This window comes from Streptomyces sp. WAC03905 (genome assembly GCF_057371075.1).
Window position 1 is genome coordinate 3595838 of sequence record NZ_JBXYDZ010000003.1, and the last position, 14793, is coordinate 3610630.

The following is a 14793-nucleotide window of genomic DNA, read 5'->3' on the forward strand; positions in this document are numbered from 1 at the left end:
CATGTCCCACTCCCCCCGCCGGGCCTGCCCCGTCTGCGGACGCGACTGCGCCGTCACCGCGGGCCGTATCGCCCGCCACGACCCTCCCGCCCCACGGGACCGCGCGGACCTGGTGTCCTGCCCCGGATCCCGGGCCCGGGTGGTGCTCGGCGCCGCCGCCCCGACGCTGGACGGCTTCGTCCTGCCCGAATTCCCCGGGCAGCTGCCGCTCTTCTGAGGGAGCCGCTACGAGATCGCGGTGCGCAGGCGGACCACGTCGATCGGCTCGGTCTCGTCGTGGGCCGTCAGGTCGATGACCTGGCCCACCGCGCGGGTCTCCTCGGTCGGCGGCTTGAACTCCGGCTCGGCCGTCACCTGGGCGGCCTCCGCCTTGTGCACGGCGAGCGCCTCGGCGCCCACCACGTCCGCGAGGTCCTCGTTCTGGACCGCCTCGATCGCCGCGCGGGCCTGGGCGGAGTTCTTGGTGCCGAAGAAGTCGAAGCCGCCCTCGACGCGGGAGGCCGTGCGCCGCTGCGCCGCGTACGGGGCCACGGCCGCCGCCTGGCGGCGTGCCGGGACGGAGCCCGTGCCGGTCGCCGACACCGGCAGCTCGCCCACCGCCCGCGCGGTGGGCAGCGCCCGCTCCTGGGCCTTGCGGGCCAGGGCGGCCATGGCTGCGTGGGCCCGGGCATAGCCGAGGGAGGTGGGAGCGCCCGCCGAGGTGCGCTCCTCGGAGACGGCCGGGAGCTGCTTGGGATCGGCCGTCGCCGGGGCCGCGGCGGCCTCGATGGCCAGCAGCCGGCGCTTCTCCAGGGCGCTGGCGCGCTCGGTCTCGGCCGTCGCGTACCGGCGCAGCAGGGCGGCGTGTTCGCCCCGCAGGCCGGCCAGTTCGACGCGCTTGGCGCGCAGCTTGGCGTCGAGCCGGGCGCGCAGCATCCGGGCCTCTTCGAGGTCGGACTCCAGCTCGGCTATCCGCTCGTCGGTCCGCCACTCGTCCTTCACGCGCTCGCGGGCCAGTTCCGCGACCCGGCGGCCCGCCGCGCGGTCCCAGGACCGCATCATGACGGCGCCGGCGATCCCGGCGGCAGCCGCGACGGCCACGAGCAGCCTCAGCGCGGTCGCGTCGTCGGGGCCGGCCAGCAGCCAGGCCGATCCGGCGCTGGCGACGGAGACCGCGGCGACGGCCGTCGGGGTGAGCAGCCGGTGCAGGGGTTCGGGATTGCGGTGGCGTCCTCGGGGCATGGCCTGAAATTTACAGGGCGTAGAGGTCGTGTGGGATACCCACCCGGCAATCTGTTCCCGGGCAGTTACCCCACATTCCTCCACCAACCCGTAGGCACTACTTCTTCAGAAGGCCCTTGGACTCCAGGTAGCTCTTCGCGACGTCGGCGGGCTTGGCGCGCTCGGCGTCCACCTTCCGGTTCAGGTCGACCAGGTCGGCGGTCGTGAGGACCTTGGTCAGCTTGTCGAGGGCGGCCGCCACCTCGGGGGCCCCGGCGTCCTTGGCGTTGACCACCGGGAGGACGTTGTCGGCGTTCTGGAGCTTCTTGTCGTCCTCCAGGAGGACCAGGCCGAAGCTGTCGAGGGTGGCGTCCGTGGTCGTGGTGAGCACGAGCTGGTCGACGCCGTCCTTGACGGCCTGCTTGGCCTGCGGGGTACCGACGCCCTTCGGGTCCACACCGGAAACCTGAATTCCGTACGTCTTCGTCAGCCCCGGTCCGCAGAAGGGACGGACGGCGCATTCGTCACCGGCCGCGATCTTCACCTTCAGCCCCGACTTACCAAGATCGGAAAGCGACTTGAGGTTGTTCTTCTCGGCGAATTCCCTGGTGACGGCGAATGCGTTCTGGTCGACCGCGGAGCCCGCCGGGAGCACCTTCAGCCCGAGCGGCGCCGCGAGCTTCTCCAGGCCCGCCACCGTCGCCGCGACGTCGCTGGAGGCGACCGGCTTCTCCTCGGGCGCCTTGGGCCCGTTGACCTTGGCGTTGAGGAACTCCGCGAGGGTGGCCGCGTACTCCGGGACGACGTCGATCTCGCCCTTCTCCAGCGACGGCTCGTACAGCTCACGGTTGTTGACCGTCTTGACGGACGTGCCGTAGCCCGCGTCCGCCAGGACCTGCGCGTACAGCTCGGCCAGCACGTTGGACTCGGTGAACCCGGCCGCGCCGATCACCAGGCTGCCCTTGCCGCCGGCGGCCGGGGCCGCGGAGCCGCCGTCCTTGCTCTTCTCCAGGCTGTCGCCGCCGCACGCGGCCAGCGACACCGTCAGGGCCAGCGCGCCCAGGGACGCGCCGAGGACGCGCGTGGTCTTGGTCATGGAGTTGCTCCGTTCGAGGGGGAGAGAAGGACGGGGGGGACGGGGTCAGCGGTGGGCGCCGGTCCGGGGCAACAGCCGGTCCGCCGCCACCAGCACGCCCTCCACCAGCAGGGCGAGAGCGGCCACGAGCAGGGCTCCGGCGACGACCTGCGGGGTGTTGTAGGTGTTGAATCCGGCGGTGATGATCCGGCCCAGGCCGCCCTGGCCGACCATCGCGGCGATCGTGGCCGTGGCGACGACCTGCACGGAACCCGACCGCAGCCCGGTCATCACCAGACCGCGCGCGAGCGGCAGTTCCACCCGCCAGAAGAGCTGCCCGCCGGACATGCCCATCCCGCGGGCGGCCTCCACCACCGAGCGGTCCACCTCGCGCATACCCACGTACGCGTTGGTCAGCAGGGGCGGGACGGCGAACAGCACGAGGGCGGCGACGGTCGGCAGGTAGCCCGCGTTGCGCAGCGGGGAGACCATGAAGAGCGCCAGCACCGCGAAGACCGGGACCGCCCGGCCGACATTGGAGACGTTGACCGCGAGGGTGCCGCCCCGGCCCAGGTGGCCGAGGTACAGGCCGACCGGCAGCGCGATCGCGCAGGCGATCGCCAGGGCGATCCCGCTGACGTAGACGTGCTCGCCGAGCCGGTGCCAGACGCCGTTCTCCCCGGCCCAGTTGGCGCCGTCCGCGAGCCAGTCCCAGGCTCCTCCCGCCACGCCCATGCCGTCAGGCCCCCTTCGCCGGCGCGGCCGGCCGGGCACCCGCCCGGGTCCACGGCGTGAGCAGCCGCTGCAGGCCGAGCAGCAGCAGGTCCGCGACGAGCGCGAGCAGGACGCACAGCACCGAGGCGGTGAGCACCTGCGCCTTGAAGGAGCTGCTCACGGCGGGGGCGATGAGGTTGCCGAGACCGCCCTTGCCGACGATGGAGCCGACCGTGGTGAGCGCGATCGTGGAGACCGTGGCGATCCGTACGCCGGCGAGCAGCGCCGGCAGCGCCAGCGGCAGTTCCACCTGCCACAGCAGCCGTCCGGGGCCGTAGCCCATGCCGCGCGCGGCCTCCCGCACCTCCTCGGGGACCGCCTCCAGGCCAGCCAGCGCGTTGCGGACCAGGATGGTCAGCGAGTACAGCACCAGGCCGGTGACGACCAGCGCGGCCGACAGTCCGAAGACGGGCAGCAGCAGGGAGAACATCGCCAGCGAGGGGACCGTGTAGAGCAGGGTGGTGAAGGTGAGCACGGGCGCGGACCAGCGCCGGCCGCGGCGGGCCAGCAGGGCCAGCGGCACGGACACGGCCAGGCCGATCAGGACGGACACCGCGGTGATCCACACGTGTTCGACGGTGGCGTCGGTCAGTTCCTGCGAGCGGGAGGTGACGTAGTCCCAGCAGACCCAGTCGTTCGCCACCAGGCAGTTCTGTGCCGGCATGTCCCCCACCCCCCGTCATGAAACGTACGTGTGCTCGATCGCGCGGTCTTGGTCGACCCTAACCCCCACTGCCCCCGATGGCCGGAATCTTTCGCAGAGGGCAACACGCCCTTCACATTCGAACGGCGCCTGTGGGGAAAGATGGGTCCGTGATCCGATTCGAGCATGTGACCAAGCGCTACCCCGACGGGACGACGGCCGTCGAGGACCTGTCCTTCGAGGTGGCGGAGGGAGAGCTGGTCACGCTGGTCGGGCCGTCCGGCTGCGGCAAGACGACGACCATGAAGATGGTCAACCGGCTCATCGACCCGACGTCCGGGCGGATCCTGCTGGACGGCGAGGACATCGCCGCCGCCGACCCGGTCGAGCTGCGCCGCCGGATCGGGTACGTCATCCAGCAGGTCGGGCTGTTCCCGCACAAGACCGTGCTGGAGAACACCGCGACCGTGCCGCAGCTGATCGGCACCCCCAGAGCCGCGGCCCGCGCCCGGGCCGCCGAACTGCTCGAACTGGTCGGGCTGGACCCGTCGGTGTACGGCGGCCGGTACCCGGAGCAGCTCTCGGGCGGGCAGCGCCAGCGCGTCGGCGTGGCCCGCGCGCTCGCCGCCGACCCGCCGGTGCTGCTGATGGACGAGCCGTTCGGCGCGGTGGACCCGGTCGTCCGCGAACGGCTCCAGAACGAGTTCCTGACCCTGCAGAAGTCCGTGCGCAAGACGATCCTGCTGGTCACCCACGACCTGGACGAGGCCATCCGGCTAGGCGACCGCATCGCCGTCTACGGGACGGGCAGCATCGAGCAGTTCGCCCGCCCGGCCGAGGTGCTCGCGGCGCCCGCCACCCCGTACGTGGCCTCCTTCGTCGGCGCCGACCGGGGGCTCAAGCGGCTCGCCGTCACCACGGTCGCGGCCACCGACCTGACCCCCGCGGACGGGGAGGCGCCGGCCGCGTCGGTCCCGCTGGGCGCGACGCTGCGCGAGGCCCTCGCCGCCCTGCTCCAGGAGGACTCCGGGCGGATCGGCGTCACGGACCCGGACACCGGCCGGCTGGCCGGCGTACTCACCCCGCAGGACGTCCACCGGGCACTGCGCCGGGCGGAGTTGCAGGAGGCGTGAGAAAGGGGCTGAGCAAGGGCACGGGAAAGGGCCCGACCTGAGGTCGGGCCCCTGCTCCGCCGCGGTACCGCACGGCCGTCAGGCCTGGATCCGGCCGCTCATCCACATCAGCATCGGCGGGATCTCACGGCGCCACGTGTTGAAGTTGTGGCCACCGCTGTCGAGGATGATGGAGGAGACCCGGTCCGGGCCCTGCACCTTCTTGATGAACTTCTTGGTGTCCGCGAGGTTCGGCTCGCCCTTCTCGCTGCTGGTGACGAGGAAGGACGTACCGGCCGGCTTCTTGTGCTCCATGACGTGCAGGATGTCCGCACGCTTCTTCAGCTTCTCGTCCCCGTGGAACAGGTCACCGGTCGTCGGGTCGTCGGGAGCGTCGTAGTACGCGGACAGCCCCGCGGCGGCACCGAAGGTCTGCGGGTAGTGCGCGGCGATCTTCAGGGCGCAGTAACCCCCCGTGGAATTGCCGATGAAGCCCATGTTCTCGGGCTTCTTGCCGACCCGGAAGGTGTCCTGGATGGCCTGCGGGAGGTCCACCCCGAAGAAGGTCTCGGTCTGCGGTCCGCCGGGTATGTCGACGCACTCGGTGTCCCGCGGCGGCGCCACGGTGGGGCGCAGCATGACCAGGATCATCGGCTTCATCTTGCCCGCCTTGGACAGGCTGAAGGCCTTCATCGGGTAGTCGAGCCCTTTGATCAGGTTCTCGGCGGTGCCCGGGTAGCCGGTCAGGACGATGGACGCGGGGAAGTTCTCGTCCTTGTGCTGCGGCTGGAAGTACTCCGGCGGGAGCCAGACGTAGCCGGGACTCGTTATCTTCGACTTCTGCCCGGATATGGCAACCTTCAGGATCTGACCGCCCACCTGGGGCTTGGCACCACCGGGGACGTCCAGCTTCTGCTTGTCGACGACCTTGATGTCCTGGCTGCTCATCGAGTGGTCGACGACCTTGCCCATCGACGTCTCCTGACCGAACAGGTCGGCCCAGGAACCGTAGAACAGGAACGACTTGTTGGCCGCGAGCCCCACCGCCGAGAACAGTGCCAGCTGGGTCGCCAGCAGGAGCCCGATCCGGCCGGCGAACGCACGCCAGGTGCGGCCCGAGAGCTTCGGCCAGAACCAGAGGGTGGCCGCGAACAGCAGCACACCGGCGAGGACGGCCAGCGCCAGGACCGTATAACTGGTGAGACCCATGAGCAGTCAGTCGACTTTCTGATGGCAGGACTGGAAATTTCCGACGGAAGAGTGAACCCGCTGTCCGTCGATGTCGTCCTAAGGGACGCACCACACACCGGAGGCTGTCGCGGCCTTCGGCCACATGATCTCTCGCGGAGCAACGGGAAGCGATGTCTAGCAGGATAGATGGCGATAAGTCGGGACAGGTTCCGAGCAGGGTCCGCCGAATCCTCCGAGGCCCACAGCCGGAGTCGGTGCCCGGCCTGGTAGGTACGGCCGTCATGATCGTCGGCCTTCTGGACATCGCGGCGGGGGTGTTCCCGCGTTTCCGGCACAGCCGGATCCACGCGGTCACCGAGGTGCTGCCCGGCTCCCTCGGCCCCTTCGCGGCGGCCCTGTCCATCAGCGCGGGCGTACTGCTCCTGCTGCTGGCCCACGGTCTGAAGCGGCACAAGCGGCGCGCCTGGCGGGCCGCCGTCGTCCTGCTGCCCGCGGGCGCCGCGGCGCAGTTCATCTACCGCCACTCGATCATCGGAGTGGTCATCGCGGCGGTGCTCCTCGCCCTGCTCCTGCGCCACCAGGGTGAATTCAAGGCCCTGCCGGACCCGCGCAGCCGCTGGAAGGCCCTCGCGAACTTCGTCCTGATGAGCGCCGGCTCCATCGGCCTCGGCCTGGTCATCGTCAACGTCCACCCGGGCAAGGTCGTCGGCAGGCCCGGGCTGTACGAGCAGATCACCCACGTGGTCTACGGCCTCTTCGGCTTCGAGGGCCCCGTCGACTACGCCGGCCGGGTGTCCTGGACCGTCGGCTACTCCCTCGGCGCTCTCGGCATGCTGACCGCCCTCACCACCATCTACCTGGCCTTCCGCCCCGAGCACCCGGCCGCCCGGCTCACCGCCGACGACGAGGCCCAGCTGCGCGGCCTCCTCGCCAAGCACGGCGGCCGCGACTCCCTCGGCCACTTCGCGCTCCGCCGCGACAAGGCCGTCGTCTTCTCCCCCAGCGGCAAGGCCGCCGTCACCTACCGCGTCGTGTCCGGTGTGATGCTCGCCTCCGGCGACCCGATCGGCGACGTCGAGGCGTGGCCCGGCGCGATCGAGCGGTTCATGGAGGAGGCCAAGGCCCACTCCTGGACCCCGGCCGTGATGGGCTGCAGCGAGACCGGTGGCGAGGTCTGGACCCGCGAGACCGGCCTGGACGCCCTGGAGCTGGGTGACGAGGCGATTGTCGATGTCAAAGACTTCTCCCTCTCGGGCCGTGCCATGCGCAATGTCCGCCAGATGGTGAAGCGCATCGAGCGCAACGGCTACACCACCAAGGTGCGCCGGGTCAGCGAACTGACCGCGCAGGAGCTGGAGCAGGTCCGCGGCGCCGCCGAGGCGTGGCGCGGCACCGACACCGAGCGCGGCTTCTCCATGGCGCTGGGCCGGGTCGGCGACCCGGGCGACGGCGACTGCTTCATCGCCACCGCGCACCGCGTGGAGGAGGGTGACACCAGCCCCTTCGGCGACCTGAAGGCCATCCAGCACTTCGTGCCGTGGGGCAAGGACGGCATGTCCCTGGAGCTGATGCGCCGCGACCGCGGCGCCGACCCGGGCATGAACGAACTGCTGATCGTCGCCTCCCTGGAGGCCGCCCCGTCCCTGGGCATCGAGCGGGTCTCGCTGAACTTCGCGATGTTCCGCTCGGCGCTGGCCCGCGGCGAGAAGATCGGCGCCGGCCCCGTCCTGCGGATGTGGCGCAGCCTGCTGGTCTTCCTCTCCCGCTGGTTCCAGATCGAGTCCCTGTACAAGTTCAACGCGAAGTTCCGGCCGCGCTGGGAGCCGCGCTTCGTGGTCTTCCGCACCACCCGCGACCTGCCCCGCATCGGCTTCGCCGCGATGCAGGCCGAGGGCTTCGTCACGCTGGCCCTGCCGCGGCTCTTCGCGAGCCGCCGCCGGCCCAAGCCGGTCCGTACCTGCTCGCACAACCTGGTGGCGTCCGTCCCGAAGCAGGCCGAGCGCGAGGTCCAGGCCGCGTAGGCCGCCGCCGCCCCGGCTGCTCCGCCGTACCGCGACACCCCGAAGGCCCGGCAGGCCCCCTGCCCGGGCCTTCGGCGTACCCGGCCACCCGCGGGGCCGTGAGCCTCCCCTCCGGGGACGGCCGCCCGGGCGGGCCGGGGCCGGCGGGCCAGCCCTACCCTGGAGCCATGAACACGAAGCGCGGAGCCGCCGGCAGGGGCCGGGTCGCAGGACTGCCGGAATGGGACCGCTGCGCGGTCATGGGCGTCGTCAACGTGACCCCCGACTCCTTCTCCGACGGCGGCCGCTGGTTCGACACCACCGCCGCCGTCAAGCGCGGGCTCGACCTCGTCGCCCAGGGCGCCGACCTCGTCGACGTCGGCGGGGAGTCCACCCGCCCCGGCGCCTCCCGCGTCGACGAGGAGGAGGAGCTGCGCCGGGTCGTCCCCGTCGTGCGCGGCCTGGCCTCCGAGGGCGTCACCGTCTCCGTCGACACCATGCGCGCGGCCGTCGCCGCCCGGGCCGTCGACGCCGGCGCCGCCCTGGTCAACGACGTCAGCGGCGGTCTGGCCGACCCCGGCATGATCCCCGCCGTCGCCGCGGCCGAGGTGCCCTTCGTGGTGATGCACTGGCGCGGCTTCAGCGCCGGCATGAACAGCCTCGCCGTCTACGACGACGTCGTGGCCGAGGTCACTTCCGAACTGCGGTCCCGGATCGACGCGGTCGTCGCCGGCGGGATCGCCCCCGAACGGCTGCTGGTCGACCCCGGCCTCGGCTTCGCCAAGAACGCCGAGCACGACCTGGCCCTGGTCGCGCACATGGCGGACCTGCGCGCCCTCGGCTTCCCGCTGCTGGTCGCCGCCTCGCGGAAGCGTTTCCTCGGCCGGGTCCTGGCCGGCGGGACGGACGCCACCCCGCCGCCGGCCCGCGAACGGGACGCCGCCACCGCCGCCGTCTCCGCGATCGCGGCCCACCAGGGCGCCTGGGCCGTACGGGTCCACGAGGTACGCGCGACCGCCGACGCGGTTCGGGTGGCCCGCGCGGTGGAAGGGGCCCTGTGATCCTCATCGACCGACAAGGAGCCCAGTGAGCAGAACCGACATCGAAGCGGTCGAAGAGGTCAACACGGCCTTCTACGAGGCAATGGAGCGGGGGGACTTCGACGCTCTGTCGGCGCTCTGGCTGGAGGACGAGATCTCCTGCGTCCACCCCGGCTGGCCGGTGCTCTCCGGCCGCGGCGAGGTACTGCGCTCGTACGCGCTGATCATGTCCCACACCGAGTACATCCAGTTCTTCCTCACCGACACCAAGGTGGCCGTCACAGGCGACACCGCACTGGTGACGTGCACGGAGAACATCCTCAGCGGCGGCCCCGCCGAGGACGGCGGAGAGCTCGGCCCGCTCGTCGGTCAGCTGGTCGTCGCCACGAATGTGTTCCGACGCACATCCGAGGGCTGGCGCCTGTGGTCCCACCACGGTTCTCCGGTGCTCACGGAGTCCGACGAGGACGACGAGGACCCCGCTCCCTGACCCCTACGGCGGGGGCCGGACTGTTTCGCAGGTAAATTCGAAGTCGGACGACGCCGACCGCACTCGGCGCAGGCCCATGGCCGCGGGGAGCCCCGAGGCCGGAAGCACTTACGAAAGCAGGAGTGATTCGCGTGGATCGTGTCGCGCTGCGCGGCCTCAAGGCTCGCGGGCACCACGGCGTCTTCCCCCGGGAGCGCGAGGAGGGCCAGACCTTCATCGTCGACCTCGTACTGCACCTCGACACCCGCCCCGCGGCTGCCGGGGACGACCTGGCGAAGACCGTGCACTACGGGGTCGTCGCCGAGGAGGTCGTCGACGTGGTCCAGGGTGAGCCCGTCGACCTGATCGAGACCCTGGCCGAGCGGATCGCCCAGCAGTGCCTGAAGCACGAAGCGGTGGCGCAGGTGGAGGTCGTCGTCCACAAGCCGGACGCGCCCATCACCGTCCCCTTCGACGACGTGACCATCACGATCACCCGGAGCCGCGCATGAACAACGGACTGAACGCTCAGAGCGACCCCACCGTCCAGCCGGTGCCCGCCTCCGTCGTCGAGACGGTCGACGCGGCGGACGTGACCCTGTCCAACCCGAAATGGGCCGTCATCGCACTCGGCGCGAACCTCGGCAACCGCCTGGAGACCCTCCAGGGCGCCGTCGACGCCCTCGGCGACACCCCCGGCCTGCGGGTCAAGGCCGTCTCCCCCGTCTACGAGACCGAGCCGTGGGGCGTCGAGCCCGGCACGCAGCCCTCGTACCTCAACGCGGTCATCGCGGTGAAGACCACCCTGCCCCCGTCCTCGCTGCTGGAGCGCGGCCACGCCATCGAGGAGGCGTTCGACCGCGTCCGCGAGGAGCGCTGGGGCCCGCGCACCATCGACGTCGACATCGTCGCGTACGCCGACCGCGTCTCCGACGACCCGGTCCTCACCCTCCCGCACCCGCGCGCCCACCAGCGCGCCTTCGTGCTGGCCCCCTGGCACGACATCGACCCGGAGGCCCAGCTCCCGGGCCGCGGCCCCGTGTCCGCGCTCCTGGCCGGAATCGGCCTGAGCGGCGTCACGCCGCGCCCCGACCTGGAACTCCACCTCCCCGAGTAGTCGTTAGTAGCCTGTTCACGGCTACTCGCTGAAAGTGGGGAACGGGCAAGTGAAGCAACTGAGGCCGGGGATCCTGGCGGGCATCTTCGTGGTCGCCGGGGTCCTGTCCTGGGCGGGCGCCCGGCTGTGGAACGCGTACGGCACCCTGCCGGGCGTTCCGCTGGCCGCGCCCATCGTCCTGGGGGCCATCGCGGTGGTGCTGCTGGCCACAGCCCTGTCGCTGCGGGCCCGGCTCAAGGCCCAGCGGGAGCGCCGGCCGGGCGCCAAGGGCGTGGAGCCGCTGATGGCCGCCCGCGCGGTGGTCTTCGGCCAGGCCAGCGCCCTGGTGGCCGCCCTGGTGGCGGGCATGTACGGCGGCGTGGGCGTCTTCCTGCTCACGGACTCCCTCGACGTCCCGGCCCGCCGCGACCAGGCCTGGTACGCCGCCTTCTCGGTCCTCGCGGGCATCGCGGTCATCGCCGCCGCCCTCTTCCTGGAACGCGTCCTGAAACTCCCCGAGGACGAGGACCCGACCCCGCAGACCCCCGCCCGCGCCTGACCCGGACGCCCCCCCGCACGACGGTCCCCCTCCCTGGCGTCAGGGAGGGGGACCGTGGCGGACACCCCCTAGCGCGCCATGATGAGGCTCATCGCCTCAGCGCGGGTGGCCGTGGCACGGAGCTGGCCGCGCACCGCGGACGTCGTGGTCTTGGCGCCCGGCTTGCGGATGCCGCGGACCGACATGCACATGTGCTCCGCCTCGACCACCACGATGGCGCCGCGCGCGTCGAGGATCTCCATCAGGGAGTCCGCTATCTGCGTCGTGAGGCGCTCCTGCACCTGCGGCCGGCGGGCGAAGACCTCCACGAGGCGGGCCAGCTTCGACAGGCCCGTGATCTTGCCGTTCTCCGCCGGGATGTAACCGACGTGCGCGACTCCGTGGAACGGCAGCAGGTGGTGTTCGCACAGAGAGACGATCTCGATGTCCTTCACCAGGACCATCTCGTCGTGTCCCAGGTCGAACACCGTCGTCAGAACGTCCTCCGGCTTCTGCCACAGGCCGGCGAGGATCTCCCGGTAGGCACGCGCCACGCGTGCCGGGGTCTCCAGGAGGCCCTCGCGGTCCGGGTCCTCGCCGACCGCGATCAGGAGCTCACGGACCGCCGCCTCGGCGCGCTTCTCGTCGAACACGCCGATCGTGCCCTCGCCACCGGTCAGGGTCACTGGGTCGGTCATCTCATCCTCGTTCCTGTCCGCACACGCGGTCATACAAATGTGCCGCGCCCCCCAGGCTAGAACCTGGGGGGCGCGGCTTCCATTCCGGGTGGGTCGAGCCCGCCGTTACTCGGGGCGGTCCTCCGGAGCCACCTCGATGCCCTTCTCCGTGGAGACCGGCGCGACCGAGGCCGAGCCGTTCGCCGCGTTCGTCAGCTGCAGCTCCTTGGGGGAGAGCACCGGCGGACGGGTGGAGGGGGTGCGGCGGGAGGAGCCGGTCCACGCGGGGCGGGCCGGGCGCTTGACGATGGTCGAGAAGATCTCGGCGATCTCCTCCTTGCCCAGCGTCTCCTTCTCCAGCAGCGCGAGGACCAGGTTGTCGAGGACGTCGCGGTTCTCGACGAGGATCTCCCAGGCCTCGTTGTGCGCGGTCTCGATGAGCTTCTTGACCTCTTCGTCGACCAGCGCCGCGACCTCTTCCGAGTAGTCCCGCGGGTGCGACATCTCGCGGCCCAGGAACGGCTCGGTGTTGTCGCCGCCGAACTTGATCGCGCCGAGACGCTCGGTCATGCCGTACTGCGTGACCATGGCCCGGGCCGTGGCGGTGGCCTTCTCGATGTCGTTCGCCGCGCCCGTGGTCGGGTCGTGGAAGACCAGCTCCTCGGCCGCGCGGCCGCCCAGCATGTAGGCCAGCTGGTCGAGCATCTCGTTGCGCGTGGTCGAGTACTTGTCCTCGTCGGGCAGGACCATGGTGTAACCCAGGGCCCGGCCGCGGGACAGGATCGTGATCTTGTGGACCGGGTCCGAGTTCGGAGAGGCCGCCGCGACCAGGGCGTGTCCGCCCTCGTGGTACGCGGTGATCTTCTTCTCCCGGTCGGACATGATCCGGGTCCGCTTCTGCGGTCCCGCCACGACGCGGTCGATGGCCTCGTCGAGCATGTGGTTGTCGATCAGCTTCTTGTCCGAGCGGGCCGTGAGCAGCGCGGCCTCGTTGAGGACGTTGGAGAGATCGGCACCGGTGAAGCCGGGGGTGCGGCGGGCGACGGCGCCGAGGTCGACGTCCGGGGCGACCGGCTTGCCCTTCTGGTGGACCTTGAGGATCTCCAGACGGCCCTGCATGTCGGGACGGTCGACCGCGATCTGCCGGTCGAAGCGGCCCGGGCGCAGCAGCGCCGGGTCGAGGATGTCGGGGCGGTTCGTGGCGGCGATCAGGATGACGCCGCCCTTCACGTCGAAGCCGTCCATCTCGACGAGCAGCTGGTTGAGGGTCTGCTCGCGCTCGTCGTGGCCGCCGCCGAGGCCCGCACCGCGGTGCCGGCCGACGGCGTCGATCTCGTCGACGAAGACGATCGCCGGGGCGTTGGCCTTGGCCTGTTCGAACAGGTCACGGACACGCGAGGCACCGACACCGACGAACATCTCGACGAAGTCGGAACCGGAGATCGAGTAGAAGGGAACACCGGCCTCGCCCGCGACGGCGCGCGCGAGCAGGGTCTTTCCGGTGCCGGGCGGGCCGTAGAGCAGCACGCCCTTGGGGATCTTGGCGCCGACCGCCTGGAACTTCGCCGGCTCCTGCAGGAACTCCTTGATCTCGTGGAGTTCCTCAACGGCCTCGTCCGAGCCCGCGACGTCGGCGAACGTCGTCTTCGGGGTGTCCTTGGTGATGAGCTTGGCCTTGGACTTCCCGAAGTTCATGACTCGGGAGCCGCCGCCCTGCATCTGGTTCATCAGGAACAGGAAGACGACCACGATGAGGACGAAGGGCAGGAGCGAGAGCAGCACGCTCAGGAACGGGCTGGTCTTGTCCGGCGTGACGGAGTACCCGTCCGGGATCTGACCGGCGTCGTACTTGGTCTGGAGGCTCTGGGCGAGCTGGACGCCCTGATCCCCGATGTAGTTGGCCTGGAACTTGGTGCCGTCGTGCTTGCCGAGCTTCTCGCCTTGCTTGAGCTCAATCTTGATCATCTGGCTGTCGCCGGTGGTCAGCTTGGCTGTCTCCACCTGGCCAGTGTTGATCGCCTTGATGACCTCGCTGGTGTCCACCGACTTGTAGCCGCCGCCGGAGCCGACGACATTCATCAACACGACCACGGCGAGGACGGCCAGCACGATCCACATGACCGGCCCACGGAAGTATCGCTTCACGTCCATCCATACGGGGCGCCAGGCGCCCCGTCCCTCCTGCCCGTAGGTAAATGCTGCTGTGTGAGTAAAGACTGTTCTTCGGAATGTACCCCTGAATTGTCACCCGCGGCCCGTGGGACGGCTGACAGACCCGCCTTCCCCTGCTCCAACGGCGGGAACCGCCCCCAGGTTCCCCGGCGGCGCCGGGGATTCCCGGGGGCTGGGGCGGGGTCAGCCGCCGTAGACGTGCGGGGCGAGCGTGCCGACGAACGGCAGGTTGCGGTACTTCTCCGCGTAGTCGAGGCCGTAGCCCACGACGAACTCGTTGGGGATGTCGAAGCCGACCCACTTCACGTCGATCGCGACCTTCGCGGCCTCGGGCTTGCGCAGCAGCGTGACGACCTCCAGGGAGGCCGGCTGGCGGGAGCCCAGGTTCGACAGCAGCCAGGACAGCGTCAGACCGGAGTCGATGATGTCCTCGACGATCAGGACGTGCTTGTCCTTGATGTCGGTGTCCAGGTCCTTGAGGATCCGCACCACACCGGAGGACTGGGTCCCGGCGCCGTACGAGGACACCGCCATCCAGTCCATGGTGAGCGGGGTGGACAAGGCGCGCGCCAGGTCCGCCATCACCATGACGGCGCCCTTGAGCACGCCGACGATGAGCAGGTCCTTGCCCGCGTACTCCGCGTCGATCTTCGCGGCCAGCTCGGCCAGCTTCGCGTCGATCTCTTCCTTGGTGATGAGCACCGACTGGAGGTCGTTGCCCATGTCCTTCTCGTCCACCCGCATCACTTTCGTTGTCGGCCGGGGCTCCGGGGTGTCCCCCGGAGGACTCAACCGTGTTTCAGCAC

16 protein-coding genes are annotated in these 14793 nt (G+C 70.8%); 8 read left to right on the plus strand and 8 right to left on the minus strand.

The annotated features are described in order from the left end of the window. Window position 1: 1 nt before the first annotated feature. Window positions 2-217: a hypothetical protein gene (locus AC2RP6_RS18695; protein WP_030656464.1), complete on the plus strand. Its 216-nt coding sequence runs from the start codon at window positions 2-4 to the stop codon at window positions 215-217. Window positions 218-225: 8 nt separating this feature from the next. On the opposite strand, the gene AC2RP6_RS18700 is transcribed toward AC2RP6_RS18695, so the two are convergent. The 4 genes from AC2RP6_RS18700 to AC2RP6_RS18715 all read right to left on the minus strand — a co-directional run bounded on the left by AC2RP6_RS18700 (window position 226) and on the right by AC2RP6_RS18715 (window position 3713). Next, complete coding sequence (locus AC2RP6_RS18700; RefSeq protein WP_486447221.1) at window positions 226-1221, minus strand: hypothetical protein; 996 nt, start codon at window positions 1219-1221, stop codon at window positions 226-228. Window positions 1222-1318: 97 nt separating this feature from the next. Next, window positions 1319-2296 carry an ABC transporter substrate-binding protein gene (locus AC2RP6_RS18705; protein ID WP_486447222.1) on the minus strand — a complete coding sequence of 326 codons (978 nt, stop codon included), beginning with the start codon at window positions 2294-2296 and terminating at the stop codon, window positions 1319-1321. A 45-nt stretch (window positions 2297-2341) separates the two neighbouring features. Beyond that, window positions 2342-3010, minus strand: a complete 669-nt coding sequence (locus AC2RP6_RS18710; protein WP_486447223.1) for an ABC transporter permease — start codon at window positions 3008-3010, stop codon at window positions 2342-2344. Window positions 3011-3014: 4 nt separating this feature from the next. Further along, entirely contained in the window at window positions 3015-3713 is a 699-nt protein-coding gene (locus tag AC2RP6_RS18715; protein ID WP_486447224.1) for an ABC transporter permease, read from the minus strand. A gap of 149 nt (window positions 3714-3862) precedes the next feature. On the opposite strand from AC2RP6_RS18715, the gene AC2RP6_RS18720 reads away from it, so the two are divergent. Beyond that, entirely contained in the window at window positions 3863-4825 is a 963-nt protein-coding gene (locus AC2RP6_RS18720; protein ID WP_486447225.1) for an ABC transporter ATP-binding protein, read from the plus strand. A gap of 78 nt (window positions 4826-4903) precedes the next feature. Here the strand turns inward: AC2RP6_RS18720 and AC2RP6_RS18725 are convergent, their stop codons facing one another. Then, window positions 4904-6013 carry an alpha/beta hydrolase gene (locus AC2RP6_RS18725; protein ID WP_486447226.1) on the minus strand — a complete coding sequence of 370 codons (1110 nt, stop codon included), beginning with the start codon at window positions 6011-6013 and terminating at the stop codon, window positions 4904-4906. Between the two features lie 152 nt (window positions 6014-6165). Here AC2RP6_RS18725 and AC2RP6_RS18730 point away from each other — a divergent pair, with 152 nt between their 5' ends. From AC2RP6_RS18730 to AC2RP6_RS18755, 6 genes are all read left to right on the plus strand, one after another. Further along, window positions 6166-8016 carry a phosphatidylglycerol lysyltransferase domain-containing protein gene (locus tag AC2RP6_RS18730; RefSeq protein ID WP_486447227.1) on the plus strand — a complete coding sequence of 617 codons (1851 nt, stop codon included), beginning with the start codon at window positions 6166-6168 and terminating at the stop codon, window positions 8014-8016. Between the two features lie 167 nt (window positions 8017-8183). Continuing rightward, on the plus strand, window positions 8184-9056 hold the full coding sequence (gene folP / locus AC2RP6_RS18735; RefSeq protein ID WP_486447228.1) for a dihydropteroate synthase: 873 nt from the start codon (window positions 8184-8186) through the stop codon (window positions 9054-9056). Window positions 9057-9081: 25 nt separating this feature from the next. Continuing rightward, window positions 9082-9525: a nuclear transport factor 2 family protein gene (locus AC2RP6_RS18740; RefSeq protein WP_486447229.1), complete on the plus strand. Its 444-nt coding sequence runs from the start codon at window positions 9082-9084 to the stop codon at window positions 9523-9525. A 131-nt stretch (window positions 9526-9656) separates the two neighbouring features. Continuing rightward, window positions 9657-10016: a dihydroneopterin aldolase gene (gene folB, locus AC2RP6_RS18745; protein ID WP_030010912.1), complete on the plus strand. Its 360-nt coding sequence runs from the start codon at window positions 9657-9659 to the stop codon at window positions 10014-10016. After that, window positions 10013-10621 carry a 2-amino-4-hydroxy-6-hydroxymethyldihydropteridine diphosphokinase gene (folK, locus tag AC2RP6_RS18750; RefSeq protein ID WP_486447230.1) on the plus strand — a complete coding sequence of 203 codons (609 nt, stop codon included), beginning with the start codon at window positions 10013-10015 and terminating at the stop codon, window positions 10619-10621. The genes folB and folK overlap by 4 nt, the downstream gene beginning before the upstream one ends. Before the next feature lie 49 nt (window positions 10622-10670). Then, window positions 10671-11159 (plus strand): DUF3180 domain-containing protein, encoded by a 489-nt coding sequence (locus tag AC2RP6_RS18755; protein ID WP_486447231.1) that lies wholly within the window; start codon window positions 10671-10673, stop codon window positions 11157-11159. Between the two features lie 68 nt (window positions 11160-11227). Here AC2RP6_RS18755 and folE read toward each other — a convergent pair whose 3' ends face one another. The 3 genes from folE to hpt form a co-directional block, all read right to left on the minus strand. Continuing rightward, window positions 11228-11836 (minus strand): GTP cyclohydrolase I FolE, encoded by a 609-nt coding sequence (gene folE, locus AC2RP6_RS18760; protein ID WP_486447232.1) that lies wholly within the window; start codon window positions 11834-11836, stop codon window positions 11228-11230. A gap of 105 nt (window positions 11837-11941) precedes the next feature. Further along, window positions 11942-13966 carry an ATP-dependent zinc metalloprotease FtsH gene (gene ftsH, locus AC2RP6_RS18765; RefSeq protein ID WP_486447233.1) on the minus strand — a complete coding sequence of 675 codons (2025 nt, stop codon included), beginning with the start codon at window positions 13964-13966 and terminating at the stop codon, window positions 11942-11944. Between the two features lie 204 nt (window positions 13967-14170). After that, window positions 14171-14731, minus strand: coding sequence for a hypoxanthine phosphoribosyltransferase (hpt, locus tag AC2RP6_RS18770; RefSeq protein WP_030010907.1), 561 nt, complete (start codon window positions 14729-14731; stop codon window positions 14171-14173). Window positions 14732-14793 lie beyond the last annotated feature (62 nt).

What these genes read in the sequence shown, in the direction of transcription:
- AC2RP6_RS18695 (WP_030656464.1), top strand. Translation starts at nt 2, where the DNA reads ATGTCCCACTCCCCCCGCCGGGCCTGCCCCGTCTGCGGACGCGACTGC.
- AC2RP6_RS18700 (WP_486447221.1), bottom strand. Translation starts at nt 1,221, where the DNA reads ATGCCCCGAGGACGCCACCGCAATCCCGAACCCCTGCACCGGCTGCTC.
- AC2RP6_RS18705 (WP_486447222.1), bottom strand. Translation starts at nt 2,296, where the DNA reads ATGACCAAGACCACGCGCGTCCTCGGCGCGTCCCTGGGCGCGCTGGCC.
- AC2RP6_RS18710 (WP_486447223.1), bottom strand. Translation starts at nt 3,010, where the DNA reads ATGGGCGTGGCGGGAGGAGCCTGGGACTGGCTCGCGGACGGCGCCAAC.
- AC2RP6_RS18715 (WP_486447224.1), bottom strand. Translation starts at nt 3,713, where the DNA reads ATGCCGGCACAGAACTGCCTGGTGGCGAACGACTGGGTCTGCTGGGAC.
- AC2RP6_RS18725 (WP_486447226.1), bottom strand. Translation starts at nt 6,013, where the DNA reads ATGGGTCTCACCAGTTATACGGTCCTGGCGCTGGCCGTCCTCGCCGGT.
- AC2RP6_RS18730 (WP_486447227.1), top strand. Translation starts at nt 6,166, where the DNA reads ATGTCTAGCAGGATAGATGGCGATAAGTCGGGACAGGTTCCGAGCAGG.
- folP (WP_486447228.1), top strand. Translation starts at nt 8,184, where the DNA reads ATGAACACGAAGCGCGGAGCCGCCGGCAGGGGCCGGGTCGCAGGACTG.
- folK (WP_486447230.1), top strand. Translation starts at nt 10,013, where the DNA reads ATGAACAACGGACTGAACGCTCAGAGCGACCCCACCGTCCAGCCGGTG.
- folE (WP_486447232.1), bottom strand. Translation starts at nt 11,836, where the DNA reads ATGACCGACCCAGTGACCCTGACCGGTGGCGAGGGCACGATCGGCGTG.
- ftsH (WP_486447233.1), bottom strand. Translation starts at nt 13,966, where the DNA reads ATGGACGTGAAGCGATACTTCCGTGGGCCGGTCATGTGGATCGTGCTG.
- hpt (WP_030010907.1), bottom strand. Translation starts at nt 14,731, where the DNA reads ATGCGGGTGGACGAGAAGGACATGGGCAACGACCTCCAGTCGGTGCTC.